This is a genomic window from Allobosea sp. WAO, from assembly GCF_001509835.1.
Lineage (GTDB): Bacteria > Pseudomonadota > Alphaproteobacteria > Rhizobiales > Beijerinckiaceae > Allobosea.
The window spans coordinates 678,931-702,207 of record NZ_JXTJ01000004.1; the positions used below are offsets into that span (position 1 = coordinate 678,931).

At 66.7% G+C, this 23,277-nt stretch carries 23 protein-coding genes; 10 read left to right on the plus strand and 13 right to left on the minus strand.

Going from position 1 to position 23,277, the window contains the following annotated elements:
* Positions 1-8: 8 nt before the first annotated feature.
* Both DK26_RS07515 and gnd read right to left on the minus strand, forming a co-directional pair.
* Complete coding sequence (locus tag DK26_RS07515) at positions 9-536, minus strand: gluconokinase (RefSeq protein ID WP_066469916.1); 528 nt, start codon at positions 534-536, stop codon at positions 9-11.
* Between the two features lie 4 nt (positions 537-540).
* Positions 541-1,527 (minus strand): phosphogluconate dehydrogenase (NAD(+)-dependent, decarboxylating), encoded by a 987-nt coding sequence (gene gnd, locus DK26_RS07520; protein WP_066469918.1) that lies wholly within the window; start codon positions 1,525-1,527, stop codon positions 541-543.
* Positions 1,528-1,784: 257 nt separating this feature from the next.
* On the opposite strand from gnd, the gene DK26_RS07525 reads away from it, so the two are divergent.
* On the plus strand, positions 1,785-3,620 hold the full coding sequence (locus DK26_RS07525) for a monovalent cation:proton antiporter-2 (CPA2) family protein (RefSeq protein ID WP_066469920.1): 1,836 nt from the start codon (positions 1,785-1,787) through the stop codon (positions 3,618-3,620).
* A 241-nt stretch (positions 3,621-3,861) separates the two neighbouring features.
* On the opposite strand, the gene DK26_RS07530 is transcribed toward DK26_RS07525, so the two are convergent.
* Both DK26_RS07530 and DK26_RS07535 read right to left on the minus strand, forming a co-directional pair.
* Positions 3,862-4,152, minus strand: coding sequence for a hypothetical protein (locus DK26_RS07530; RefSeq protein ID WP_066469922.1), 291 nt, complete (start codon positions 4,150-4,152; stop codon positions 3,862-3,864).
* A 5-nt stretch (positions 4,153-4,157) separates the two neighbouring features.
* Positions 4,158-5,168 carry a 1-aminocyclopropane-1-carboxylate deaminase gene (locus tag DK26_RS07535; RefSeq protein WP_066469923.1) on the minus strand — a complete coding sequence of 337 codons (1,011 nt, stop codon included), beginning with the start codon at positions 5,166-5,168 and terminating at the stop codon, positions 4,158-4,160.
* Positions 5,169-5,324: 156 nt separating this feature from the next.
* Here DK26_RS07535 and DK26_RS07540 point away from each other — a divergent pair, with 156 nt between their 5' ends.
* On the plus strand, positions 5,325-5,789 hold the full coding sequence (locus DK26_RS07540) for an Lrp/AsnC ligand binding domain-containing protein (RefSeq protein ID WP_066469924.1): 465 nt from the start codon (positions 5,325-5,327) through the stop codon (positions 5,787-5,789).
* A gap of 175 nt (positions 5,790-5,964) precedes the next feature.
* Here the strand turns inward: DK26_RS07540 and urtE are convergent, their stop codons facing one another.
* The 5 genes from urtE to urtA all read right to left on the minus strand — a co-directional run bounded on the left by urtE (position 5,965) and on the right by urtA (position 11,875).
* On the minus strand, positions 5,965-6,660 hold the full coding sequence (urtE, locus tag DK26_RS07545; protein WP_066469926.1) for an urea ABC transporter ATP-binding subunit UrtE: 696 nt from the start codon (positions 6,658-6,660) through the stop codon (positions 5,965-5,967).
* Positions 6,661-6,856: 196 nt separating this feature from the next.
* Positions 6,857-7,621: an urea ABC transporter ATP-binding protein UrtD gene (gene urtD / locus DK26_RS07550; RefSeq protein ID WP_066469929.1), complete on the minus strand. Its 765-nt coding sequence runs from the start codon at positions 7,619-7,621 to the stop codon at positions 6,857-6,859.
* 5 nt (positions 7,622-7,626) lie between these two features.
* The gene (gene urtC / locus DK26_RS07555) at positions 7,627-8,766 is read right to left on the minus strand and encodes an urea ABC transporter permease subunit UrtC (RefSeq protein WP_066469932.1); all 1,140 of its coding nucleotides are present in this window, start codon (positions 8,764-8,766) and stop codon (positions 7,627-7,629) included.
* Entirely contained in the window at positions 8,763-10,337 is a 1,575-nt protein-coding gene (gene urtB / locus DK26_RS07560) for an urea ABC transporter permease subunit UrtB (protein ID WP_248309898.1), read from the minus strand. The genes urtC and urtB overlap by 4 nt, the downstream gene beginning before the upstream one ends.
* Positions 10,338-10,588: 251 nt before the next feature.
* Positions 10,589-11,875, minus strand: a complete 1,287-nt coding sequence (gene urtA / locus DK26_RS07565) for an urea ABC transporter substrate-binding protein (protein ID WP_066469937.1) — start codon at positions 11,873-11,875, stop codon at positions 10,589-10,591.
* Positions 11,876-12,522: 647 nt separating this feature from the next.
* On the opposite strand from urtA, the gene rnr reads away from it, so the two are divergent.
* The 5 genes from rnr to DK26_RS07590 all read left to right on the plus strand — a co-directional run bounded on the left by rnr (position 12,523) and on the right by DK26_RS07590 (position 16,772).
* Positions 12,523-14,829 carry a ribonuclease R gene (gene rnr / locus DK26_RS07570; RefSeq protein ID WP_066469940.1) on the plus strand — a complete coding sequence of 769 codons (2,307 nt, stop codon included), beginning with the start codon at positions 12,523-12,525 and terminating at the stop codon, positions 14,827-14,829.
* Between the two features lie 28 nt (positions 14,830-14,857).
* Complete coding sequence (locus DK26_RS07575; RefSeq protein WP_248309889.1) at positions 14,858-15,304, plus strand: DUF983 domain-containing protein; 447 nt, start codon at positions 14,858-14,860, stop codon at positions 15,302-15,304.
* Positions 15,301-16,035, plus strand: coding sequence for an NUDIX hydrolase (locus DK26_RS07580; protein WP_066469942.1), 735 nt, complete (start codon positions 15,301-15,303; stop codon positions 16,033-16,035). Before DK26_RS07575 ends, DK26_RS07580 begins: the two co-directional genes overlap by 4 nt.
* A gap of 176 nt (positions 16,036-16,211) precedes the next feature.
* A complete protein-coding gene (gene rpmG, locus DK26_RS07585; RefSeq protein WP_066469944.1) occupies positions 16,212-16,379 on the plus strand; it encodes a 50S ribosomal protein L33 in 168 nt (55 codons plus the stop codon).
* A gap of 192 nt (positions 16,380-16,571) precedes the next feature.
* Positions 16,572-16,772 carry a hypothetical protein gene (locus DK26_RS07590; RefSeq protein WP_066469947.1) on the plus strand — a complete coding sequence of 67 codons (201 nt, stop codon included), beginning with the start codon at positions 16,572-16,574 and terminating at the stop codon, positions 16,770-16,772.
* 537 nt (positions 16,773-17,309) lie between these two features.
* Here DK26_RS07590 and DK26_RS07595 read toward each other — a convergent pair.
* Complete coding sequence (locus tag DK26_RS07595) at positions 17,310-18,686, minus strand: PleD family two-component system response regulator (protein WP_066469950.1); 1,377 nt, start codon at positions 18,684-18,686, stop codon at positions 17,310-17,312.
* A gap of 17 nt (positions 18,687-18,703) precedes the next feature.
* Positions 18,704-19,075, minus strand: a complete 372-nt coding sequence (locus DK26_RS07600; protein WP_066469952.1) for a response regulator — start codon at positions 19,073-19,075, stop codon at positions 18,704-18,706.
* Positions 19,076-19,143: 68 nt separating this feature from the next.
* Between DK26_RS07600 and DK26_RS07605 the strand changes: the two genes are divergently transcribed.
* A complete protein-coding gene (locus DK26_RS07605; RefSeq protein WP_248309890.1) occupies positions 19,144-19,503 on the plus strand; it encodes a DUF3572 domain-containing protein in 360 nt (119 codons plus the stop codon).
* On the plus strand, positions 19,500-20,867 hold the full coding sequence (locus DK26_RS07610) for a DNA polymerase IV (RefSeq protein WP_282568024.1): 1,368 nt from the start codon (positions 19,500-19,502) through the stop codon (positions 20,865-20,867). Before DK26_RS07605 ends, DK26_RS07610 begins: the two co-directional genes overlap by 4 nt.
* On the opposite strand, the gene DK26_RS07615 is transcribed toward DK26_RS07610, so the two are convergent.
* Both DK26_RS07615 and DK26_RS07620 read right to left on the minus strand, forming a co-directional pair.
* On the minus strand, positions 20,824-21,645 hold the full coding sequence (locus DK26_RS07615) for a cell envelope integrity EipB family protein (RefSeq protein WP_066469957.1): 822 nt from the start codon (positions 21,643-21,645) through the stop codon (positions 20,824-20,826). The genes DK26_RS07610 and DK26_RS07615 overlap by 44 nt on opposite strands.
* A gap of 97 nt (positions 21,646-21,742) precedes the next feature.
* Entirely contained in the window at positions 21,743-22,324 is a 582-nt protein-coding gene (locus DK26_RS07620) for a TetR/AcrR family transcriptional regulator (RefSeq protein WP_066469959.1), read from the minus strand.
* Between the two features lie 120 nt (positions 22,325-22,444).
* Here DK26_RS07620 and DK26_RS07625 point away from each other — a divergent pair, with 120 nt between their 5' ends.
* Positions 22,445-23,257, plus strand: coding sequence for an SDR family oxidoreductase (locus tag DK26_RS07625; RefSeq protein WP_066469961.1), 813 nt, complete (start codon positions 22,445-22,447; stop codon positions 23,255-23,257).
* The last annotated feature ends 20 nt before the right edge of the window (positions 23,258-23,277 follow it).

Sequence of the window (23,277 nt, forward strand, 5' to 3'; positions counted from 1 at the left end):
AAAGCCGCTCAACCCAGCCGCAGCTCGCGCAAGACTTGATCGACGATCGCTTCCTTGCTGGCCTCGACCTGGACGACGAGCGGCTTCTCGTCCGCACCCGGCTCCTCCAGCGTCGCGAACTGGCTGTCGAGCAAGGCCGGCGGCATGAAGTGGTGCTGGCGCGCCGCCATGCGCTGGCCGATCAGTTCGCGCGAGCCCCTGAGATAGACCAGCGTGACGTCGGGCCGGTCGCCGACGATGACGTCGCGATAGGCCTTCTTCAGCGCCGAGCAGGTGACGATGCCGTTGCCGCCGGTCGTGCGCAGCCCGTCGATCCAGGCCGCGATCGCCGCCAGCCAGGGCTTGCGGTCCTCGTCCGTCAGCGGCGTCCCGCTCGACATTTTTGCGACATTCTCGGGCGGGTGAAAGCTGTCAGCATCGCGGAAGGGCCAGCCGAGCCGCTCCGCCAGCCGCTCGCCGAGCGAGGTCTTGCCCGAACTCGCGACGCCCATGACGACGATGACGGCTGGCTTGCCGTTACTGTTCGAGACGCTCATTCGCTCAGCCCTGCTTCTTCGGCTCGACATGGCCGCCGAAGCCTGCCCGCATGGCGGAGAGGATCTTCTCGGCGAAGGTGTGGTCCTTGCGCGAGCGGAAGCGGGTGTAGAGCGAGGAGGTCAGCACCTCTGCCGGCGTCGCGGTCTCGACCGCGGCCTGCACGGTCCAGCGCCCCTCGCCCGAATCCGAGACATGGCCGGAATAGGCCGAGAGCTCCTCGTCTGCGGCGAGCGCCGCGGCGGTCAGGTCGAGCAGCCAGGAGGTGACGACCGAGCCGCGGCGCCAGACCTCGGCGATCTCGGCCGTGTCGAAGTCGAAGCCGTATTCCTCCGGCAGGCCGTCCTTGGCCGAGGCGTTGCGCAGGAGGTCGAAGCCCTCGGCGAAGGCCTGCATCATCCCGTACTCGATGCCGTTATGGACCATCTTGACGAAATGCCCGGCGCCGGCCGGGCCGCAATGCAGATAGCCCTGCTCCGCCGTCGGGTTGCGGCCTTCGCGATGGCCGGTCGGCTCGATGTCGCCCTTGCCCGGCGCCAGCGCCTTGAAGATCGGCTCCAGCCGGTCGAACACGCCCTTGTCGCCGCCGACCATCAGGCAGTAGCCGCGCTCGAGACCATGCACGCCGCCGGAGGTGCCGATGTCGAGATAGTGCAGCCCCTTGGCCGCGAGCTCGCGCCCGCGCCGGACATCGTCCTTCCAGAAGGCGTTGCCGCCGTCGATCAGCGTATCGCCGGGCTCGAGCATGCCGGCGAGCTCGGCAAGCGTCCCTTCGGTGATCTCGCCGGCCGGCAGCATGATCCAGATCGCCCGCGGCGCCTGAAGCTTGCCCACCATCTCCTTGAGATCGCCGACATTGACGGCGCCGTCCTTGGCCAGCGCTGCACCCGGCTTCGGGTCGCGGTCGTAGACGACGCAATTGTGCCCGGCGCGGTGCAGCCGCCGGACGATATTGGCTCCCATCCGGCCGAGGCCGACCACTCCAAGCTGCATCGCAAACGCTCCTGCTGCCGGGCCAAAGCCGGCTTTGGGCACGCTACATGCCCCGATGCCGGGCTGCGGGCAAGCGCGGCGCCCCCGCTTTCGGCAGCGTCCCAAAGGTCATTGCCGAGCGCTCGCAGGCTCCGGCCGCAGCCGATCACCAGCTTTTGAGCGTGTCCACCGGCGATCGAACGCTTGCCTAAATCCGGCGGGGGCCTTCTTTGTCGAACAGGCGCGCCTCTGCGCCGGCAGCGGCAGCAGGGAGCGTCATGGCAGCGCAGGGCTTTTCTCCGGAGCTGGTTCAGGCCGTCGGGCTTCTGGGTGCGGGCGTCATCGCCGTCCCGATCTTCCGGCGGCTGAAGCTCGGCTCCGTCCTCGGCTATTTCGCCGGCGGCGTCCTGATCGGCCCTTCGGGAATTGGCCTGTTCCCGCATCCGGAAAGCGTGCTGCACCTCGCCGAATTCGGCGTCGTGATGTTCCTATTCATCATCGGGCTGGAGATGCAGCCGGCCCGGCTCTGGAATCTGCGCGGCGAGATCTTCGGCCTCGGTGTCGCTCAGGTCGGGCTCTGCGGCGCGCTTCTGACCGGCGTCGGCATTCTCGCCGGCCTTGCGCCGGCTGCCGCCTTCATCGCCGGCATGGGCTTCGTGCTCTCCTCCACCGCCGTCGTGATGCAGATGCTGAACGAGCGCGGCGAAGCCTCGACGCCGCACGGCCAGCAGGCGGTCTCGATCCTCCTGCTCGAAGACCTCGCCATCGTGCCGCTGCTCGCCATCGTCGCGGTGCTGGCGCCGGCCAAGGCGGCCGGAAGCGGCGGGCTGATGCCGCTGCTGATCGGCGCCGGCTCGCTCGTCGGCCTCGTCCTCGCCGGCAAATACCTGCTCAACCCGATGTTCCGCCTGCTCGCCAATGCCCAGGCCCGCGAGGTCATGACCGGCGCGGCCCTGCTCGTCGTGCTCGGTTCGGCGCTCGCCATGCAGCTCGGCGGCCTCTCCATGGCGATGGGCGCCTTCCTCGCCGGCGTGCTGCTCTCGGAATCGACCTTCCGCCACCAGCTCGAGGCCGATATCGAGCCGTTCCGCGGCCTCCTGCTCGGCATGTTCTTCCTGGCGGTCGGCATGTCGCTCGATCTCAAGCTGATCGCCCAGGAATGGCGCGTCGTCGCGCTCGGCGTCGCCTCCTTCATGCTGGTCAAGGCAGCCGGCATCTTCATCGTCGCGAAGCTTTTCGGCACCCGCACGCGCGATGCGATCACCCGCGTCGCGCTGTTCTCGCAGGGCGGCGAATTCGCCTTCGTGCTCTACGGCGCCGCCACCGCGGCCGGCATCTTCGATGCGAAGGTCAACGCCATCACCAGCGCCGTGGTGATCCTTTCCATGGCGCTCACCCCGCTCGTCGTCCTCCTGATCGACCGCTTCATGCCGGCCGAACGGGAATCGCTCGACGGCGTCGAGCATGCGGAAGGGCTGGAGGGGCGCGTGCTCGTCGTCGGCTTCGGCCGCTTCGGACAGGTGGCGAGCCAGGGCCTCCTCGCCCGTGGCTTCAGCGTCTCGCTGATCGAGACCGATGTCGAGATGATCGAGGCCGCCGCGAGCTTCGGCTTCAAGGTCTATTACGGCGACGGCACCCGCGCGGACATCCTGCACGCCTCGGGCGCGCATCATGCCGAGGCGATCCTGGTCTGCGTCGAGAACCGCGACACCGCGAACGCGATCGTGCGGGTGGCCCAGGCCGAGTTCCCGCATGCAAAGCTCTTCGTCCGCTCCTTCGACCGCGGCCATTCCATGGACCTGATCCGCGCCGGGGTGGAGTACCAGATCCGCGAGACCTTCGAATCCGCCATGGTCTTCGGCGGCGAGGTCTTGCGCGCGCTGGGCGTGCCGGAGGACGAGGTCGTCGAGATCGTCGAGGATGTTCGCCGCCGCGACGCCGAACGGCTCGACCTCCAGGTCGCGAGCGACATCCATGCCGGCCTCGACCTGCTACACAGCAACCAGCCGACTCCCGCCCCGCTCACCAAGCCGAAGACGGTCGGCACGGTGATCGGTGATCTGCCGGACGTGGCCGTCGCCGGCATCGCCGCAGCACGGCCGCCGTCACCTTAGAGGAGGAAGGCCTCCGGCGGTGCGGCGCCGTCATTCCCGGGCGAAGCGCAGCGCAGACCCGGGAATCTCATGACGCGAAGGTGCAGGCCGGAGCCTCATCCGGCCTGAGATGGTCGGGTCAAGCCCGACCATGACGCCAGGCCTCGCCGAGCAAGAAGCGATTCCGCTTCAGCGCCTTGGCAGCCAAACCTGAATCGAGCTCTGAGCCGGCGCCGGATCGCAGGAGCAGGCGCCGATCCCGTCACGGAAACATCAGCGGCAGCGGCTCGGCCTGCCAGGTCGCTTCGAGCGCGAGCAGCCTGATGGCGGCCGGAGCTACCCCTTCGCCAGCAGCCTCGGCGGCAAAACGTGCCGCCTCGACCGCATCCGGGAAGCCGACCGCCAGCACGACGCTGGCGGACGGCGCGCGGTCGCGGGCGACGAAGCTGAGCTTCGCGCGTCCGCTAAGGCCGAGCCGGCCGACACGCGCCAGCAGCGTCTCGCGCAGATCATCGCGCTCCGCCGCGATCTCACAGAGGACGAGCGCCTCCATGGCGCTCAACCATTGCGGAAGGTGTAGCTGTAGCCGTTGATCGCCGGCACGCCGCCGAGATGGGCGTAGAGCACCTTAGATCCAGCCGGGAAGAAGCCCTTCCTCACGAGGTCGATCATGCCCTGCATCGATTTCCCCTCATAGACGGGGTCGGTCATCATGCCCTCGAGCCGGGCCGACAGGCGGATCGCCTCGATCGTCTCCTTGGAGGGCACGCCATAGACCGGATAGGCGTAGTCCTCGTTCAGCACGATATCGTCGGCCGTGATGTCCTTGCCGCCGACCAGCTCGGAGGTCTTCTGCGCGATGTCGAGCACCTGCGCCTTCGTCTGCGCCGGAGTGGCGGAAGCGTCGATGCCGATCACCTTGCGCTGGCGACCATCCTTGGCGAAGCCGACGACCATGCCGGCATGGGTCGATCCGGTGACGGTGCAGACGACGATGTAGTCGAAGGTGAAGCCGAGCGCTTCTTCCTGCGCCCTCACCTCCTCGGCGAAGCCGACATAGCCGAGCCCGCCGAACTTGTGCACGGAGGCACCGGCCGGGATCGCGTAGGGCTTGCCGCCCTTGGCCTTCACATCCGCCAGCGCGTTTTCCCAGCTCGCGCGGATGCCGATGTCGAACCCCTCGTCGACCAGCTCGACATGCGCGCCCATCACCCGCGACATCAGGATATTGCCGACCCGGTCATAGACCGCGTCCTCATGCGGCACCCAGCTTTCCTGAACGAGGCGGCATTTCATGCCGATCTTGGCGGCCGTCGCTGCGACCATGCGGGTGTGGTTCGACTGAACGCCGCCGATCGAGACCAGCGTGTCAGCGCCGGACGCGATCGCATCGGGGACGATGTATTCAAGCTTGCGCAGCTTGTTGCCACCGAAGGCGAGGCCGGAATTGCAGTCCTCTCGCTTGGCATAGAGCTCGACCCCGCCACCGAGATGCGCGGAGAGCCGCGACAGCTTCTCGATCGGCGACAGCCCGAAGGTCAGGGGATAGCGTTCGAACTTGGCGAGCATGGCGGGTTTCCCTTCTGAAATGGCCCGCAAACGCTAGCAAAACGGCCCTGAAAGGTGCTCCCGAACTTGGTTCGCAATTTTCTCTCTGCTTTCGCCAAACCTGTCATCTGCTAGGCTATGGCGACATTGATGGCAGCCAAAACGGAAGAATCGTTCATGGAGCCGGAACTCGACCGCACCGACCTCAAGATCCTGCGACTGCTGCAAGCCGATGGGCGCATGGGCAATGCCGAGATCGCCAAGCGCGTGAACACCAGCGCGGCCACCTGTCATCGCCGCATCCAGCGCCTGTTCGCCGAGGGGTATGTCACCGGCGTCAGGGCGCAGATCGACCCGCACAAGGTCGACAAAGGCACGCTCGCCATTGTCGGCGTGGTGCTCGACCGCTCGACGCCGGAGAGTTTTGGCCTGTTCGAAGAGGCGGTGAAGCAGCTCCCCGTCGTGCTCGACTGCCACATCGTCGCCGGCGATTTCGACTATTTCCTCAAGATCCGCGTGCGCGACCTCGCCGACTTCAACAAGCTGCATGCCAAGGCGCTGCTCGCCCTGCCCGGCGTGCGCCAGACCCGCACCTTCTTCGTGATGAAGGAGGTCATCGACAACGCGCCGCTGGAGTTTTGAAGGGGGCGCTGCCGAGCAGCTGACCCTGAATTAGCGGGGCAGGTCTCCGTCATGCTCGCCCTTGTGGCGAGCATCCACGTCTTGAACACGGCATTCTATCAGCCGGGCAAGACGTGGATGGTCGGGAACAAGCCCGACCATGACGGAAAGCGATTCCGCCTCAACGCATTGGCCGTCAGACCTGAATCAACCTTTGAACCTGCGCGCCATCTAGCTCCGCCATCGGTCCGGCCAGCACGACCTCGCCGCGGTCCATCACGAACATCGTGTCGGCAAGGTCGCGAGCGAAGTCGAAATACTGCTCGACCAGCACGATCGCCATGCCACCCTTTTGACGGAGGTAGTCGATGGCGCGGCCGATATCCTTGATGATCGAAGGCTGGATGCCCTCGGTCGGCTCGTCCAGCACCAGCAGCCTGGGTCGGGTGACCAGCGCCCGCGCAATCGCGAGCTGCTGCTGCTGGCCACCCGAGAGGTCTCCGCCGCGCCGGCCGAGCATCGACTTCAGCACGGGGAACAGGTCGAACAGTTCGTTCGGGATGTAGCGTTCCTTGCGGGGCAAGGGCGCGAAGCCGGTTTCGAGGTTCTCCTTCACCGTCAGGAGCGGGAAGACCTCGCGGCCCTGCGGCACGAAGGCGATGCCGGCGCGGGCCCTCGCCTCGCTGCGCAGGGTCGATATATCCTGGCCGTCGAGGCGGACATGGCCGCCGGAGATCGGCTGCTGGCCGACGATCGCGCGCATCAGCGAGGTCTTGCCGACGCCGTTGCGGCCCATCACGCAGGTCACCTTACCGATCTCGGCGGTGAGCGAGACGCGCCGCAGAGCCTGGGCGGCGCCGTAATGGAGATCGATGGCTTCGACGCTCAGCATGGGAGGTTTCCTGAACACGCCGCGGCTTTGCAAAGAAGGCCGCCGTCATCCTGGCCGGAGCGAAGCGGAGCGCCGGGATCCATCGTACAGCTCCAGAGCACTACGATGGGTCCCGGAGCTGCGCCGCTTCGCGGCTTGTCCAGGATGACCGCGCGGTTTGAAGATCGGTCGTTGCGAGTGGAATGAGCCATGGCCCTCACCGCCCCAGATAGACTTCGACGACGCGCTCATTGGCGCTGACCTGATCGAGCGGCCCTTCGGCCAGCACCGAGCCCTCGTGCAGCACCGTCACCTTGACGCCGAGCTCGCGGATGAAGCCCATATCGTGCTCGACCACGATCACCGAATGATCCCGCGCGATCTCCTTGAGCAGCACCGCGGTCTGCGCCGTCTCGCCATCGGTCATGCCGGCGGCCGGCTCGTCGACGAGCAGGAGCTTGGGATCTTGGGCGAGCAGCATGCCGATCTCGAGCCACTGTTTCTGCCCGTGCGAGAGCGAGCCGGCGAGGCGCTCGCGCTTGTCGGCGAGCTTGACGATGCCGAGAATGTCGTCGATCCGCTTTTGCTGCGCGCTCGCCGTCTGCCAGAACAGCGTCTTCAGCACGGTGCGCTGCGACTTCAGCGCAAGCAGGATGTTGTCCTCGATCGTGTGGAAGTCGAACACGGTCGGCTTCTGGAACTTCCGGCCGATGCCGAGATTGGCGATCGCCGCCTCGTCGAGCCGGGTCAGATCGACCGAGCCGCCGAACATCACCGTGCCTTCGTCGGGCCGGGTCTTGCCGGTGATGATGTCCATCATCGTCGTCTTGCCGGCGCCGTTCGGGCCGATGATGGCGCGCATCTCGCCGGGCGCGATGGTCAGCGACAGGCCGCGGATCGCCTTGAAGCCGTCGAAGGAGACGCTGACGCCGTCGAGATAGAGCAGCGAGGAGGTGAGAGCGCCGGGCACGGGAGCGTTCATCGCATCTACTCCGCCGGAGCCGGCTCGGCCGCCGGCAGGGCCGCGGGCTTGCGCCGCTTCTCCCACCAGCCCTGCGCGGTGCCCAGAATGCCCTTGGGCATGAACAGGGTGACGAAGACGAAGAGCACGCCGAGGGCGAACAGCCAGTACGGCGCCATGAAGCCGGAGGTGAACATCGTCTTCGCCCAGTTGACGACGACGGCGCCGAGCGCCGCGCCGACCAGCGTGCCGCGCCCGCCGACCGCGACCCAGATCACCGTCTCGATCGAATTCGCCGGGGCGAACTCGCCGGGATTGATGATGCCGACCTGCGGCACGTAGAGCGCCCCCGCGACGCCGGCCATGCAGGCCGAGACCGTGAAGACGAAGAGCTTGAAGCGGTCGACCCGGTAGCCGAGGAAACGCGTCCGGGATTCCGCGTCACGGATCGCGATCACCACCTTGCCGAGCTTCGACGAGACGATGCCGCGGGCGATCAGGAAGCCGGAGGCGAGCATCACGCAGGTCATGGCGAAGAGCGCGGCGCGTGTCGTCTGCGCCTGCACGCTGAAGCCGAGGATGTCCTTGAAATCGGTCAGCCCGTTATTGCCGCCGAAGCCCATGTCATTGCGGAAGAAGGCGAGCAGCAGCGCATAGGTCAGCGCCTGGGTGATGATCGAGAGATACACGCCGGTGACGCGGCTGCGGAAGGCGAACCAGCCGAAGACGAAGGCGAGCAGCCCGGGAACGGCCAGCACCATCAGCATGGCAAAGGGGAAGGACGAGAAGCCCCACCAGTACCAGGGCAGCTCCTGCCAGTTCAGGAACACCATGAAATCGGGCAGCACCGGATTGCCGTAGACGCCGCGCGAGCCGATCTGGCGCATCAGGTACATGCCCATCGCATAGCCGCCGAGCGCGAAGAAGGCGCCATGGCCGAGCGAGAGGATGCCGCAATAGCCCCAGACCAGATCGAGCGAGAGCGCGAGCAGCGCGTAGCAGAGGTATTTGCCCCAGAGCGACATCGTCGCGGTCGAGACATGGAAGGGCGAGCCGGCCGGGACCAGCAGGTTCGCCAGCGGCACCAGCAGGCCGATCGCGGCGACGAGCGCGAGGAAGACGTAGCCTCGCCTATCCATGTTCGAGAGCAGGAAGCGGCTGATCATGCTTCCACCGCCCTGCCCTTCAGCGCGAACAGGCCGCGCGGGCGCTTCTGGATGAACAGGATGATGAAGACGAGCAGCGCGATCTTGCCGAGCACGGCGCCGGCATAGGGCTCGAGCAGCTTGTTGGCGACGCCGAGCGTCATCGCGCTGATCAGCGTGCCCCAGAGATTGCCGACCCCGCCGAAGACCACGACCATGAAACTGTCGATGATGTAGCTCTGGCCAAGATTGGGACTGACATTGTCGATCTGCGAGAGTGCGACGCCGGCGAGCCCGGCCACGCCCGAGCCGAGCCCGAAGGTCAGCGCGTCGATCCGGCCGGTGCGGATGCCCATCGCCGCCGCCATCCGTCGGTTCTGCGTCACGGCGCGCATCTGCAGGCCCATCGGCGTCAGTTTCAGGATGGCAAGCAGGGCGACGAAGACCAGCGCCGCGAAGACGATGATCCAGAGCCGGTTCCAGGTGATGGCCAAGCCACCAAGCTCGAAAGCACCGGACATGAAGCTGGGCGCGCCAACTTCGCGATTGGTCGGGCCGAACGCGGTCCGCACCGCCTGCTGCAGGATCAGGCTGATGCCCCAGGTCGCCAGCAGCGTCTCCAGCGGCCTTCCATAGAGGAAGCGGATCACGCCGCGCTCGATCGCGATGCCGACCGCGCCGGCGACGATGAAGGCGGCCGGCAAGGCGAAGGCCAGCGACCAGTCGAACAGGTAGGGTGCATTGGTGCGGATCAGCTCCTGCACCACGAAGGTGGTGTAGGCGCCGAGCATCACCATCTCGCCATGGGCCATGTTGATCACGCCCATCACGCCGAAGGTGATGGCGAGGCCGATCGCGGCGAGCAGCAGCACCGAGCCGAGCGAGAGTCCGTACCAGAGGTTCTGTCCGGCCTGCCACAAAGCGAGCTTGCCCTCGATCTCGGAGATGGCGCGCGCCTGCACCTCCTTCAGCGCCGGCGAGGCATCGCCCGGCAGGGCGCGCAGCGTCGCCAGCGCATCCTGGTCGCCGCGCTCGCGCAGCACGTCGACGGCGGCGATGCGGTCGAAGGGCGGCGCATCGGTCTTGACGATCAAGATGGCGGCCTGGGCCTCGCGCAAGGCACGGCGGGCCCTATCGTTGCTTTCGTTGGCTATCGCAGCTTCGAGCACCGGCAGCGCCGAGACGTCGCGCGCCCGGAACACCGCCTCGGCGGCGGCGACGCGCTTGGCAGGATCGGGATTGATCAGCCCGAGGCTGCCGAGCGCCGCCTGGATCGCGCGCCGGACATTGTTGTTCAGCCTGACCGCGCTGACACCGCCCGGCTCGGCGGAAAGCGCCTGCCCGGTGCGCGCGTCTAGGAAGCCGCCGTCCTTGGTCTTCGCCCCTACGGCACCGCCCCCGGCGAGCAACCGCCCATCGGCCAGCGCCTCGATGATGACGCCCGCATTCGGATGCGCGCTCTGGACGAGGATATCGACGGCGCGCGCCGTGTCCGAGAAGCTGTCGGCGTTGAATCGCGCGAAGGCTTCTTCGGCAGTCTGTGCGAAGGCGACGGCGGGCGCGGCGAGAAGCGCCACGATGACGGCCAGCATGCGTATGAGGCGGATAGCAAGAGACATTGTCGGAAAGTCTCGGGGTCGGGTCGTCCCGGGCGACCGCAGGGAGACCCGGGACCCATGCCTGAACCCTTTTCGGAAAGGCTCAGGCATGGGTCCCGGCTCTGCGCTTCGCTTCGGCCGGGACGACCGAGAGGGCATTGTCAGTTCGAAGCGTAGACGGGAGCGGAAATTTGCGAGGGGCGGCCGGGCGTTGATCGACCGTGCCGCCCCTCCCCCTCGTTAACTCAGGCGCCGCCGCCGCACTTGCCGGTCTTGACGTTGAAGTTGCCGCACTTCTTCTCGACCCAGTCGCCGACTAGGTCCTTCGAGCCGTCGAGTTCCTTCGACCAGGCGTCGCCGGCGACGAGGCCGGTCTTCGAGACCACGTCGAACTGGCCATCGGCCTTGATCTCGCCGATCAGCACCGGCTTGGTGATGTGGTGGTTCGGCAGCATCTTCGAGACGCCGCCGGTCAGGTTCGGCGCCTCGATGCCCGGCAGCGCGTCGATCACCTTGTCGGGATCGGTAGAGCCGGCCTTCTCGACCGCCTTCACCCACATGTTGAAGCCGATGACATGGGCTTCCATCGGGTCGTTGGTGACGGCCTTGTCGTTCTTCTTGAAGGCCTTCCACTGCTTGATGAAGGCCTCGTTCTCCGGCGTCTTGACCGACTGGAAGTAGTTCCAGGCGGCGAGATGGCCGACCAGCGGCTTGGTGTCGATGCCGGCGAGCTCCTCCTCGCCGACCGAGAAGGCCACGACCGGGATGTCGGTCGCCTTGATGCCCTGGTTGCCGAGCTCCTTGTAGAACGGCACGTTGGCGTCGCCGTTGATGGTCGAGACCACGGCGGTCTTCTTGCCGGCCGAACCGAACTTCTTGATGTCGGAGACGATGGTCTGCCAGTCGGAATGACCGAACGGCGTGTAGTTGATCAGGATGTCCTCCTTCTTCACGCCCTTGGCGAGAAGGTAGGCCTCCAGGATCTTGTTGGTGGTGCGCGGGTAGACATAGTCGGTGCCGGCGAGAACCCAGCGTTCGACCTTCTCCTCCTTGGCGAGATAGTCGACGGCCGGGATCGCCTGCTGGTTCGGTGCGGCGCCGGTATAGAAGACGTTGCGCTCGCTCTCCTCGCCCTCGTACTGGACGGGGTAGAACAGGATCGAGTTCAGCTCCTTGAACACCGGCAGCACCGACTTGCGCGAGACGGAGGTCCAGCAGCCGAACACGGCCGCGACCTTGTCCTTGACGATCAGCTCGCGCGCCTTCTCGGCGAAGAGCGGCCAGTTCGAGGCGGGATCGACGACGACGGCCTCGAGCTTCTTGCCGAGCACGCCGCCTTTCTTGTTCTGCTCCTCGATGAGCATGAGCATGACGTCCTTCAACGTCGTCTCGGAGATCGCCATCGTGCCCGAGAGCGAGTGCAGGATGCCGACCTTGATCGTGTCCTGCTGCGCGGCTGCGGGAAGCACCGTGGAGAGAGCCGTGGCGCCGAGGAAGGCAGCACCCAATACAACGCGACGTGTGAGCTTCATCGAGATGTCCCCCGATCGATTCTGTTGACCGCGCCCCTGCCGGGCGCGGCGCAGCCTTGCTGGCTGGCGAAAGGAGGATCGCAAGCGACGTGCCAACTGCCTCGCTCGCCTTCGCAGGCGCAACAGACGCGGCAAAAGCTGCGGTTTAGGTGGGATTTGCGGCAGGTTTCTGCGAAATTATGCACCGAACGCGACATTGTAGGCGCATTTGCATAAAACGCAGGCAGATCGGCCGATGAATATTTGGGCATCCACTGTGCAGCGCACAAAAACGCCGTCGAATTCGGCAGTGGACAGAGAAATCGGCGCTGAATCTTTGTCGTTTACGCACTCGCTGGAATCACCTTAGCCTCATCTTGTCGGTAACAACTGAAAGGAGGTGATCCAGTGTCTCATTGTCATCAACCGCTGTCGCGGGGACTGCATGGCCTGGACTCGTCCCATGAGGGGTTCGGTTCCGTTTGAGTTTTCGCGACGCTAGGCCCGGTTACCGGGGCTGCGGTTCGGCAATGGAAGGGCTGCCCGCGAGGGCAGCCCTTCTCTTTTGCGCGATCGGCCTTGCGCGGCCGCTTCTGGCGCGTTGCGGCAGGACATGCCAGAGAGAGGCGTGATCTTTGTGCAGCGCCATATCCTGATGAGGCCGCCGCTTGCCAGCGCCAGCCCCTGACCTTCCCCGCCAGGCCATCCTCGCCTTCATCGAGGAGGAGCGCGCCGCCGGCCGCGAGCCCGGCCGCCGCGACATCGCCAAGGCCTTCGGCCTCGATGCCGGCGGCAAGATTTGGCTCAAGCGCCTGCTGCGCGAGCTCGAGGATGAAGAGCATATCGACGCGGCCGAGGACGGCTCGCCGGTGCGCAAGCACAGCGCCCTCCCCGCCGTGCTGCTCTGCGAGATCAAGGCACGCGACCGCGACGGCGATCTCGTCGCCGTGCCGCTCGAATGGAACGAGGCCGACCAGGGAGAGGCACCGAAGGTCCTGATCGAGAGCGGCCGCCCGTCGCGCTCGCGTCGCACCGGCCCGGCGGTAGCAGCGCCTGGCATCGGCGATCAGGTCCTGCTCAAGCTCTCGCGCCTGCGCGGCGCGGCCGGAATATCCTGGTCCGGCCGCGTCCTGAAGATCATGGGCAAGGCCAAGGCGCAGGTGCTCGGCATCTTCCGCGCCGTGCCCGACGGCTCGGGCCGGCTCATCCCGGTGGACAAGAAGGCGCAGGGCCGCGAGGCGCTGATCCCGAAGGGCCAGACCGGCAACGCCCAGGATGGCGACCTCGTCTCGGTCTCGTTCCGGCGCGAAAGCCGCTTCGGCCCGCCGGAGGCACAGGTACGCGAGCGGCTGGGCTCGCTGAAATCCGAGCGGGCGGTGTCGCTGATCGCGATCCATGCCCATGGCATCCCCAACGAATTCTCGCCGGCGGCACTGGCCGAGGCCGAGGCTGCGCCGAAGGCGACGCTGGCCGGCCGCGAGGACTGGCGCGACCTGCCGCTGATCACCATCGACCCCGCCGACGCCAAGGACCATGACGACGCGGTCCATGCCGCTCCGGACGAGGACCCTGACAATCCCGGCGGCCATGTCGTCACCGTCGCCATCGCCGATGTCGCCTCTTACGTCCGGCCGGGCTCAGCGCTCGACCGCGAGGCGCTGGAGCGCGGCAACTCGGTCTACTTCCCCGACCGCGTCGTGCCGATGCTGCCGGAGCGGATCTCGAACGACCTCTGCTCGCTGCGCGGCGGTGAGGACCGGCCGGCGCTCGCCGTCCGCCTCGTGCTCAAGGCCGACGGCTCGAAGAAGGGTCACAGCTTCCACCGCATCCTGATGCGGTCGGCCGCAAAGCTCTCCTACCAGCAGGCGCAGGCCGCGATCGACGGCCAGCCGGACGAGGCGACGGCCCCGATCCGCGAGAGCATCCTGATGCCGCTCTGGGCCGCCTATGGCATCGCGGCACGGGCCCGCGATGCACGTCAGCCGCTCGATCTCGACCTACCCGAGCGCAAGCTGATCCTGAAGGCGGACGGCTCGGTCGACCGCGTCATCGTCCCCGACCGGCTGGCGACGCACAAGCTGATCGAGGAGTTCATGATCCTCGCCAACGTCGCCGCGGCGGAGACGCTGGAGAAGGCCGGCAGCCTGCTGATCTATCGCTGCCATGACGAGCCCTCCCTCGAGAAGATGCGCGTGCTCGGCGAGGTCCTGGCCTCGATCGGCATCAAGCTGCCCAAGGACGCCGCGCTGCGGCCGGTGCTGTTCAACCGCATCCTGAAGATGATCAAGGGCTCGGAGAACGAACTCTTCATCAACGAGGTCGTGCTGCGCACCCAGGCCCAGGCCGAGTACGTCGCCGAGAATTACGGGCATTTCGGCCTCAACCTGCGCCGCTACGCCCATTTCACCTCGCCGATCCGGCGCTATGCCGACCTCGTCGTCCACCGCGCCCTGATCGCGACGCTGAAGCGCGGCGATGACGGACTGCCCAAAGCGACGACGCTCGCCGAGCTGCGCGAGGTCGCGACCCGGATCTCGGCGGCCGAGCGCCGCGCCATGGCGGCCGAGCGCGAAACCACCGACCGGCTGATCGCGCATTTCCTCGCCGACCAGATCGGCGCGAGCTTCGACGGCCGCATCGGCGGGCTCAACCGCGCCGGGCTCTTCGTCAAGCTCGACGGCACCGGCGCCGACGGCTTCGTCCCCGCCTCGACTCTGGGCGCCGACTATTACCGCTATGACGAGGCAGCCCATGCACTGATCGGCGAGCGTAGCGGCGAGAGCTGGCGCTTGGGCGACCGCGTCCATGTCCGCCTGGTCGAGGCCGCCCCCGTCGCGGGCGCCCTGCGCTTCGAGCTCCTGAGCGAGGGGCGCACTGTGACATCGAACCGCTCTTTCAAAAAGGCCACGCGTCCCCTAGCTGCAAAGCGCAATATGGCCCGGCCAGGGCGTGCCAAGCCCGGCCGGAAGCGCTGAGGCCGAAGCCTCGAAGATGAAGAGTGCCATGTCCGTTCAGTATCACGACGTCGCGGCTCCGGCCGACGAGCGCGATTGGCGCCGGGCGATCAAGCGCGGCATGCGATGCCGCTGCCCGCATTGCGGCGAGGGCCGCCTGTTCCGCGCCTTCCTGAAGCCCGTCGATGCCTGCGAGGCCTGCGGCGAGGCGCTGTACCATCAGCGCGCCGACGATCTGCCGCCCTATATCGTCATCACCATAGTCGGCCACATCGTCGTCGGCGGCCTGGTGCTGGTCGAAAAGTATGGCGACTGGTCGATGGCCATGCATATGTGGGTCTGGCCGCTGCTGACGGTGGTGCTATGCCTTGCTCTCATGCAGCCGACGAAGGGCGCAGTCATCGGGCTGCAATGGGCGTTGCGCATGCACGGCTTCGGCGGCTCCGCGCCGCAGGTCGAGGTTCAACCCGCAGCAAGCAGGACGGGCGGCCAGTGAACGATCATACCGTAACCCTCACCCAGGCCGAGCGCGTCCGCACCGCGACCAATCTGCGGCCGGTCGATGCCGCGACCATGCTGATCCTCGATCATTCCGGCCGGCAGCCGCGCGTGCTGATGGGCAAGCGCCATCCCAGCCACAAGTTCATGCCCGGAAAGTACGTCTTCCCCGGCGGGAGGATCGACCCCGAGGATCGCCACATGACTGCGACCGGCGCCCTTCCCGGCCCCTGCGAGCAGCGCCTGGCGGCGCGCTGCGCACGCCCGAGCGCCCAGCGTGGGCGGGCGCTGGCTCTGGCCGCGATCCGCGAGACCTTCGAGGAAACCGGCCTGCTCTTCGGCAGCGCCGAATACGGCGCGCCTGAAAACCCGCCGGCCGGGATCTGGTCGGAATTCGCAGCGAAAGGCATCTTTCCCGATCTCGGCGCCGTCACCTTCGTCGCCCGTGCGATCACCCCGCCGCGCCGGCCGAAGCGCTTCGACACGCGCTTCTTCACAGTCGACGCCAGCGCCGTCGCCGGCAAGGTCGAGGGAATCATCGGGCCCGACTCGGAGCTGGTCGATCTCGTCTCCGTCACCTTCGACGAAGCCCGCGAACTCGACCTGCCGACCATCACCAAGGTGATCATCGCCGAGGTCGAGGAGCGGCTGAAGGCCGGATTCGCTCCTTATCTGCCCGTGCCCTTCTATTGGGAGAAGCGCGGCAGCTTCGTGCGCGAGCTGATCTGAGCGGTTTGGCTGGCGAAAGCCGGCCATTTCGCGGGTGGCTGAGACCGCCGCCCGATATTCCTTGACTTGCAGGCTCCGATACGGCATTCCGGCGCCATCGGATTGCCGGGCTCGCCCGGCCGTTTTCTTTTTCATGCGCGGGTCGAGAACGGCCCCACCAGTTCGAGGGCTCCGCCATGGCCAAGGCCGTGACCATCAAGATCAAGCTCGTCTCGACGGCTGACACCGGGTTCTTCTACGTGACCAAGAAGAACTCGCGCACGATGACCGAAAAGATGTCGAAGAAGAAGTACGACCCCGTCGCGCGGAAGCACGTCGAGTTCAAGGAAGCCAAGATCAAGTAAGGCTCTCAGCCTTACAAGCTTTCTGCTTTTGCGAGAACCGCCCTATCCGGGCGGTTTTTTGCGTTTGGGGCACACATTCCAGCGAAATGGCGCCTGCGCGCCCCAAGCAGCATGGGTCCTCTGGCGCACTCGCAGCATCGTTCCTAAGTTGCGCAGCGTCCAGCGCCCTGCTCTCTCACCCGGAGCCACGCCTTGAACGGCCCGCCCCCCGCCGAACCGCGCCAGCCCAGCATCGGGCCACTGCGCCGCTTCCTGCGCCTGATCGTCGAGGTCGACGAATCGCGCCTCTGGCTGCACCGCGTCAGGGCAGCGCTGCTCTTGCTGGGATTGCTGGCGGCATTCGGGCTGCTCGGCTATTGGCTGCCGGCCTTGCTGGAGCGCGCCTTCCGCTGAGCGCGGGCCCCGCTCCTCGCCTTCGGAAAAAATAGTGGCCGGCCGATAGCGGATCTGATGAGGCCAGATATCCCGCTACCGACCGGCCGAGCCCACCGGTTTCCCAGGAGATGCGGCGGAACCTGAGTTCCCGAGGGGCGTTCCGGGCGACCGCTTGTCGCTGTCGCCTGTTGAAAACGACCCTACCCGGAAGCCCCTGCGAATCAATCGTTTAGGGTTGATTCACCATTCTTCATCATCCTTTAACCTTACCGGATAACCCTCGGCATTTACTGTAAAAACTATGGTAAATGAAAAATATTCAAATTTTACATAACCTTACCTAGGATCGCCAGCGCAAACCTTGCGTAGCACCTGCGGAAGGGGCCGTACGGGCGACAGTCAGCAATCGGCGATCTTCGAGAGCCCTTCCGGCAACGGAGCGCAGGCTAGGTCTTCACGGCCGTGCGCATGTCGACGTCGGCCTTCCATCCGGGCACGCACATTGGTCGAAGAGCGGCCGTCAGTGCCGGCCCAGGCTTCGCGTGACCGTCGATCTCAGGCAGCGTTGGCGACGATGACGCGATTGCGGCCGCCGGCCTTGGCGAGATAGACCGCCTCGTCGGCGCGTTTCATCATCTCGGCCGGGCCGGAATCACCCGCCCGCCGGCTGGCGACGCCGATCGACACCGTGACCGCGATGCTGCGGGCGCCGTCCTGGATCTGGAACAGCTCGCCCTCGACCCGCTCGCGGATTCGCTCCGCCACTGCCCGGGCGGCCTCTAGCGCCGTATCGGGTAGGACGACGACGATCTCCTCCCCGCCCATGCGCGCGACGAGGTCTATCCCGCGCGTGCAGGCGCGGACGCGGTCGGAGAACTCGCGCAGCACCTCGTCCCCGGCATCGTGGCCCCAGCTGTCATTCACCACCTTGAAGTGGTCGACATCGAGGATGAGCAGCGACAGGGAGCGCGCCCGGAGCGCGGATTCGTCGAAGAGCACCGCCAGGCGGCCATCGAGATAGCGGCGATTGTACAGCCCGGTAAGCTGGTCCATCACCGCCATTTCCATCGAGGACTGCACGCTGTCGCGCAGCCGCTCGGCGAAGCGCTTGCGGCGCACCAGCGTCCGGGCGCGCGCCAGCAACTCGTTGCGGTCGATCGGCCGGACGAGGAAGTCATGGGCGCCGATCTCGAGGCCGCGCAGCACGCGGCGGCGATCATCGGCCTCGCCCAGCATCAGCACCGAGAGGTTGCGCGTGCTCTCCAGCGAGCGCAGTTGGCTGCACAGCCGCAGCCCGTCATAGGATTGCAGGTCGAGGCTGACGAGCACGATCTCGAAATCGCCCTCGGCGGCGCGCGCCAGGGCGGTTGGCGCATCGGACTCGACCTCGATCGAGTGGAAGGTCGAGAGCGCCTGCGTCAGACGCTCGGCGATCAGCGGTCGGTCCTCGATCAAAAGGATGCGGCCGTTGAGCCCGGTTTCAGCTGCCGCGGCGGCCAGCGGATCGGCGATACCGAGCCGGCGCGAGGCCAGCGCCCGCTGCCGCAGCTCGTCGGTCACCGCCTTCAGGCGCACCAGGCTGCGCACCCTCGCGAATAAGGCGGTGTCGTCGAGCGGCTTTGTCAGGAAATCGTCGGCGCCGGCATCGAGCCCCTTGAGGCGGTCGCTCGGCTGGTCGAGGGCCGTGACCATCACCACCGGGATATGCGCCGTGGTCGGCCCGGTCTTCAGGCGCCGGCAGACCTCGAAGCCGTTCATTACCGGCATCATCACGTCGAGCAGTACGATGTCGGCTTCGCCGCGTTCGCAGATCGCCAGCGCGTCGATGCCGTTCGTCGCCGTCACCACATCGAAATACTCGGCCGAGAGCTTGGCCTCGAGCAGCTTCACATTGGTGGCTACGTCATCGACGACCAGGACGCGGGCTGACATGATGCAGGCTCGTCCCTTCAGGCCGCGCCGAGATAGGCGCGCACGGTCTCCAGGAATTTGCCCACCGAGATCGGCTTGGAGATGTAGGCCTCGCAGCCACCATCGCGGATCCGCTCCTCATCGCCCTTCATCGCGAAGGCCGTGACGGCGATCACCGGGATGCTTTTCAGGGCATCGTCCTCCTTGATCCATTTGGTCACCTCCAGCCCGGAGACTTCCGGCAGCTGGATGTCCATCAGGATCAGGTCGGGATGGTGCCTGCGGGCGAGTTCGATCGCCTCGATGCCGTCGGCCGTCTTGAGCGTCGCATAGCCATGCGCCTCCAACAGGTCGTTGAAGAGCTTCATGTTGAGCTCATTGTCCTCGACGATCAGTACCGTCTTTGTCATTCCGCCCCCAGTCCGCCGCATCAAGGGTATCCGATATCCCGGACTTCCCAAGCCGGCAGCCCCGTTCGATGATGAAGTTAGCACGCGAGCCGTTGACGAAACGCAAACCCGATCGCAGACACACCGAGCAAATCGCCATGCCCCGTCCCATCAACTTGCAGGAAGCCGAGACGCTGGCGCTGCGCGCCCTCGCCTTCCTGGCCTCCGAACCTGAGCGCCTGGAGCCTTTCCTGGCCGCCACGGGCCTTGGCCCAGCGACCTTGCGTTCGGCCGCACAGGAGCCGGGCTTCCTCCTCGGCGTTATCGACCACCTCTGCGCCAGTGATTCGCTGCTGCTCGAGTTTGCAGCAAACTTGGGCCTTAATCCGGAGATCGTCGGCCAGGCCCGCGAAATTCTCGCCGGCCCGCCCGAAGTCTTCGAGCCGTGAACGGCACGCCCGCCTTGGTCGGCACGGCGCGGGCGCTCTGCCGCGACTGCCTGCGCGACCATGGCGAGGCGCCGCCTGCCCCACCCCTGCGCCGCTGCCCGGCCTGCGGTTCGCCGCGGCTGCTGCGCCATGCAGAGCGTGACGAGCTCCACCTCGCCCATATTGACTGCGACGCCTTCTACGCCGCGATCGAGAAGCGCGACGATCCCTCGCTGCTCGACAAGCCGGTGATCGTCGGCGGCGGCAAGCGCGGCGTGGTCTCGACCTGCTGCTACATCGCCCGCATGTCCGGCGTGCGCTCGGCCATGCCGATGTTCAAGGCGCTCAAAGCCTGCCCCGAAGCCGTGGTCATCAAGCCGGACATGGCGAAATATGTCGCTGTCGGCCGGCAGGTGCGCCGGCTGATGCAGGAGCTGACACCGCTGGTCGAACCGCTCTCGATCGATGAAGCGTTTCTCGATCTCGGCGGCACGGAGCGGCTGCACCATGCCAGCCCGGCGCTCACCCTCGCCCGCTTCCAGCGCCGGATCGAGGACGAGATCGGCATAACCGTCTCGGTCGGCCTGTCCTATGCGAAATTTCTCGCCAAGGTCGCCTCCGACCTCGACAAGCCGCGCGGCTTTTCGATCATCGGGCGGGCGGAGGCCGTCGCCTTCCTGGCGCCGAAGCCTGTCGGGATGATCCCCGGCATCGGCCAGGCCGGCGTGGCAAGACTGGCGCAGGCGGGTTTCCGCAGCATCGGCGACCTTGCCGCCGCCGAGGTCGAGACGCTCTACCGCACCATCGGCAAGGACGGGCCGCGCCTGCGCAATCTCGCCCGCGGCATCGACCCGCGCCAGGTCACGGTCGAGCACGAGGCCAAGACGGTCTCGTCCGAGACGACGCTCGACGTCGACCTCGCCGCCTTCGAGGAGCTGGAGCCGATCCTCTGGCGGCTCTGCGAGAAGACCTCGAAGCGGCTGAAGGCGCAGGAACTCGCTGGGCGCACGATCACGCTCAAGCTGAAGACCCACGACTTCCACATCGTCACCCGCGCCACGCGGCTGCCGGAGCCGACGCAACTCGCCGCCCGGCTGTTCGCGGCGGGCCGCGATCTCTTGAAGCGTGAATGCACCGGCTTGCGCTACCGGCTGATCGGCATCGGCGCGAGCGACTTCTCCGACCCGGCGGATGCCGACCGTGGCGATCTCGCCGACACGCAGACACCGCGCCTGAAGGCCGTCGAAAGCGCGCTCGACGCGGTCCGCGCCCGCTTCGGCGACGCCGCGATCGGCAAGGGCCTGTCGCTGCGCGAACGGCGCAGACCTGCTTCGGGCAATGCTACTTCGAGCAATCGCTCGCCGGCAGAAGATCCAGACGCGTGAGCGTGCCGCGCAGCGCGAAGGAGCCGTAGTCGAGCCGGATCGCGCCGGTGACGCCGTTCTCGTAGAGCTCGAAGGCGACCGTATAGGCCGGCGTCGTCTCGCCCGAGCCGACCTTGAAATAGGAGATCGTCACCGGCCAGCGCGCCAGCTTCTCGAATTCGGGGCGCTGCAGCGGCGCCTCGCCTGGCTTCGCCTCAATCTTACGGCCGATCACCGACAGCGTGTCGTAGACGTCCTTGCCGCTGTTGGCGCCGTCATAGAGGCGGACGTTGAAGGTGGTCTGGCCGGCCCGCGCCGCCTTGATCACCGCCTTCATCTGCTCGTTCGGGAACATCGCCATCGCGGCTTCGCGATGCGTCTCGGCCTTGGGCGCGCGCAGGCTCACCTCATAGCCGGCATCGCCCTTCTTCGCGGTGCCATCGACCACGTCGGGCGGGGCGCCGGCCGTCGAGCTCTCGGTCTTGAAGCGATAGCTCTTGGCGTCGCCTTCCTCGAAGCTCGTAGTCCGTGCGTCGATGATGCGCGGGCCGACCTCGCTGGTCAGCTCGGTGACCTGCCGGAAGGAAAGCGCGTAGCCGTCGCAGGCGTCGCCGGAAAAGTCGAACGCAATGCGCCCGCGCGCCGTGCTGATATCGCGGGATGGCTTGGTGCTGTCGAGGGCAAGATCGTAGATCGCGCGGTGCGGTACCAGCACGACGCGCTCGGCTGGAGCCTGCGCCCAGGCCCCCGCGGCCGCCATCACCGCCAGGCCTGCGATCCCGCCGCGATACGTCTTCATGCCCGATCCTCGATTCGCGCTCTTGGCTGGGTCGAACCCCGGCCCCTTCGAATCTAGGTGCATTGCGGCAATGGCGCAAACAAGGCGGGGCGCGCCGCTATCCTTCGGCGGGTCTTCCCGCCAGCGCAGCTCTGGCTGCAGCGAGGACCTCCTCCGAAAGCGCCTTGTCCTCGACCATGCGGGAGAGGACGAGCGCGCCGATCAGCGTGGCGTAGCTCGCCAGGGCGGCGGAGCGCCGCTCCGCCTCGCTCGCCCCCGTCATGATGGATGACAAGCTCGCGATCGCCGCGCGCGCGCCATCCGTCGCAGCCTGACGCGACGCCTCGCTTTGGCGCGCGATATCGGAGCCGAGCGCCGCCACCGGGCAACCATGGCCGGGGTCGTCGCGGTGCAGCGGCGAGAGGTAGCGGTCGGCGATGCCCTGCAACGGGGCCGCCGGCTCGGTGGCCTTGGCCTCCTCCAGCCATTGGTTGGCATTGCCAAAGGCGCGCCCAAGCGCCTGGGCGGCGAGATCCTCCTTCGAAGAGAAGTGCCCATAGAAGCCGCCATGGGTCAGGCCGACGGCCTTCATCACATCGGCGACGCCGACCCCGTCGAAGCCGCGTTCCCGAAACAGGGTCGCGGCGGTTTCGAGAATGCGCTCGCGGTTCTCCGCCATCTGCTCGCGACTCACACGCATCGGCCTGCTCCCCAGAAAATCGGTATATCAGCCTCTTGACTATTTATATGACAATCGTCATCTAAATTCAATCATGATGATCATCATGAAAATGATCCAGAACCCGAACAGGAGTTGGACATGGCTACGCAGCAGCTCGGCACCGCTCTCATCACCGGCGCCTCGACCGGAATCGGCGCCGTCTACGCCGACCGCCTGGCCCGTCGCGGCCATGACCTTGTTCTCGTCGCGCGCGACGCGGCACGCCTCGAAGCCCTCGCCGAGCGCCTCCGCCGCGAAACGGGCCGCAAGGTCGAATGGCTCAAGGCCGACCTGACGGCGAAGGCCGATCTAGCCTTGGTCGAACAGAGACTGCGCGAGAACGAAAGCCTGACCGTGCTCGTCAACAATGCCGGCATGTCGGTCTCCGGCACGCTGGTCGAAGGCGATATCGACCGCTTCCAGACCATGATCGAGCTCAACGTCATCGCCCCGACGCGCCTCGCAGCCGCAGCGGCTCGCAACTTCGTGACCCGCAAGCGCGGCACGATCATCAACATCGCCTCGGTGCTGGCGCTCGCGCCGGAGCTGTTCAATGGCAGCTACAGCGGCACCAAGGCCTATGTGCTGAATCTCAGCCTTTCGCTGCAGAAGGAGCTTGAGCCGGCCGGCGTCAGGGTCCAGGCCGTATTGCCGGGTGCCACTCGCACCGAAATCTGGGCCCGCGCCGGCGTCGACGTCGATGGTTTCCCGCCCGAGATGATCATGGAGGTCGATGCCATGGTCGATGCGGCGCTGGCCGGCTTCGATCAGGGCGAGCTCGTCACCATTCCCTCGCTGCCCGATCCCAAGGATTTCGAGCGCTATACCGCAGCGCGGCTGGCGCTCGGCCCCAATCTCTCGCGCAACGCGCCGGCCGAACGCTATCTGGCGCAGCGTCCCGACGCGGCCTGAGCCGGCCCTGCTCGGCAGAC

What these genes read in the sequence shown, in the direction of transcription:
- gnd (WP_066469918.1), bottom strand. Translation starts at nt 1,527, where the DNA reads ATGCAGCTTGGAGTGGTCGGCCTCGGCCGGATGGGAGCCAATATCGTC.
- DK26_RS07600 (WP_066469952.1), bottom strand. Translation starts at nt 19,075, where the DNA reads ATGACAAAGACGGTACTGATCGTCGAGGACAATGAGCTCAACATGAAG.
- urtB (WP_248309898.1), bottom strand. Translation starts at nt 10,337, where the DNA reads ATGCTGGCCGTCATCGTGGCGCTTCTCGCCGCGCCCGCCGTCGCCTTC.
- DK26_RS07595 (WP_066469950.1), bottom strand. Translation starts at nt 18,686, where the DNA reads ATGTCAGCCCGCGTCCTGGTCGTCGATGACGTAGCCACCAATGTGAAG.
- urtE (WP_066469926.1), bottom strand. Translation starts at nt 6,660, where the DNA reads ATGCTGAGCGTCGAAGCCATCGATCTCCATTACGGCGCCGCCCAGGCT.
- urtD (WP_066469929.1), bottom strand. Translation starts at nt 7,621, where the DNA reads ATGAACGCTCCCGTGCCCGGCGCTCTCACCTCCTCGCTGCTCTATCTC.
- DK26_RS07530 (WP_066469922.1), bottom strand. Translation starts at nt 4,152, where the DNA reads ATGGAGGCGCTCGTCCTCTGTGAGATCGCGGCGGAGCGCGATGATCTG.
- DK26_RS07625 (WP_066469961.1), top strand. Translation starts at nt 22,445, where the DNA reads ATGGCTACGCAGCAGCTCGGCACCGCTCTCATCACCGGCGCCTCGACC.
- DK26_RS07605 (WP_248309890.1), top strand. Translation starts at nt 19,144, where the DNA reads ATGATGAAGTTAGCACGCGAGCCGTTGACGAAACGCAAACCCGATCGC.
- DK26_RS07525 (WP_066469920.1), top strand. Translation starts at nt 1,785, where the DNA reads ATGGCAGCGCAGGGCTTTTCTCCGGAGCTGGTTCAGGCCGTCGGGCTT.
- rpmG (WP_066469944.1), top strand. Translation starts at nt 16,212, where the DNA reads ATGGCCAAGGCCGTGACCATCAAGATCAAGCTCGTCTCGACGGCTGAC.
- DK26_RS07620 (WP_066469959.1), bottom strand. Translation starts at nt 22,324, where the DNA reads ATGCGTGTGAGTCGCGAGCAGATGGCGGAGAACCGCGAGCGCATTCTC.
- urtA (WP_066469937.1), bottom strand. Translation starts at nt 11,875, where the DNA reads ATGAAGCTCACACGTCGCGTTGTATTGGGTGCTGCCTTCCTCGGCGCC.
- DK26_RS07515 (WP_066469916.1), bottom strand. Translation starts at nt 536, where the DNA reads ATGAGCGTCTCGAACAGTAACGGCAAGCCAGCCGTCATCGTCGTCATG.
- DK26_RS07615 (WP_066469957.1), bottom strand. Translation starts at nt 21,645, where the DNA reads ATGAAGACGTATCGCGGCGGGATCGCAGGCCTGGCGGTGATGGCGGCC.
- DK26_RS07575 (WP_248309889.1), top strand. Translation starts at nt 14,858, where the DNA reads ATGTCCGTTCAGTATCACGACGTCGCGGCTCCGGCCGACGAGCGCGAT.
- DK26_RS07535 (WP_066469923.1), bottom strand. Translation starts at nt 5,168, where the DNA reads ATGCTCGCCAAGTTCGAACGCTATCCCCTGACCTTCGGGCTGTCGCCG.
- urtC (WP_066469932.1), bottom strand. Translation starts at nt 8,766, where the DNA reads ATGATCAGCCGCTTCCTGCTCTCGAACATGGATAGGCGAGGCTACGTC.
- DK26_RS07540 (WP_066469924.1), top strand. Translation starts at nt 5,325, where the DNA reads ATGGAGCCGGAACTCGACCGCACCGACCTCAAGATCCTGCGACTGCTG.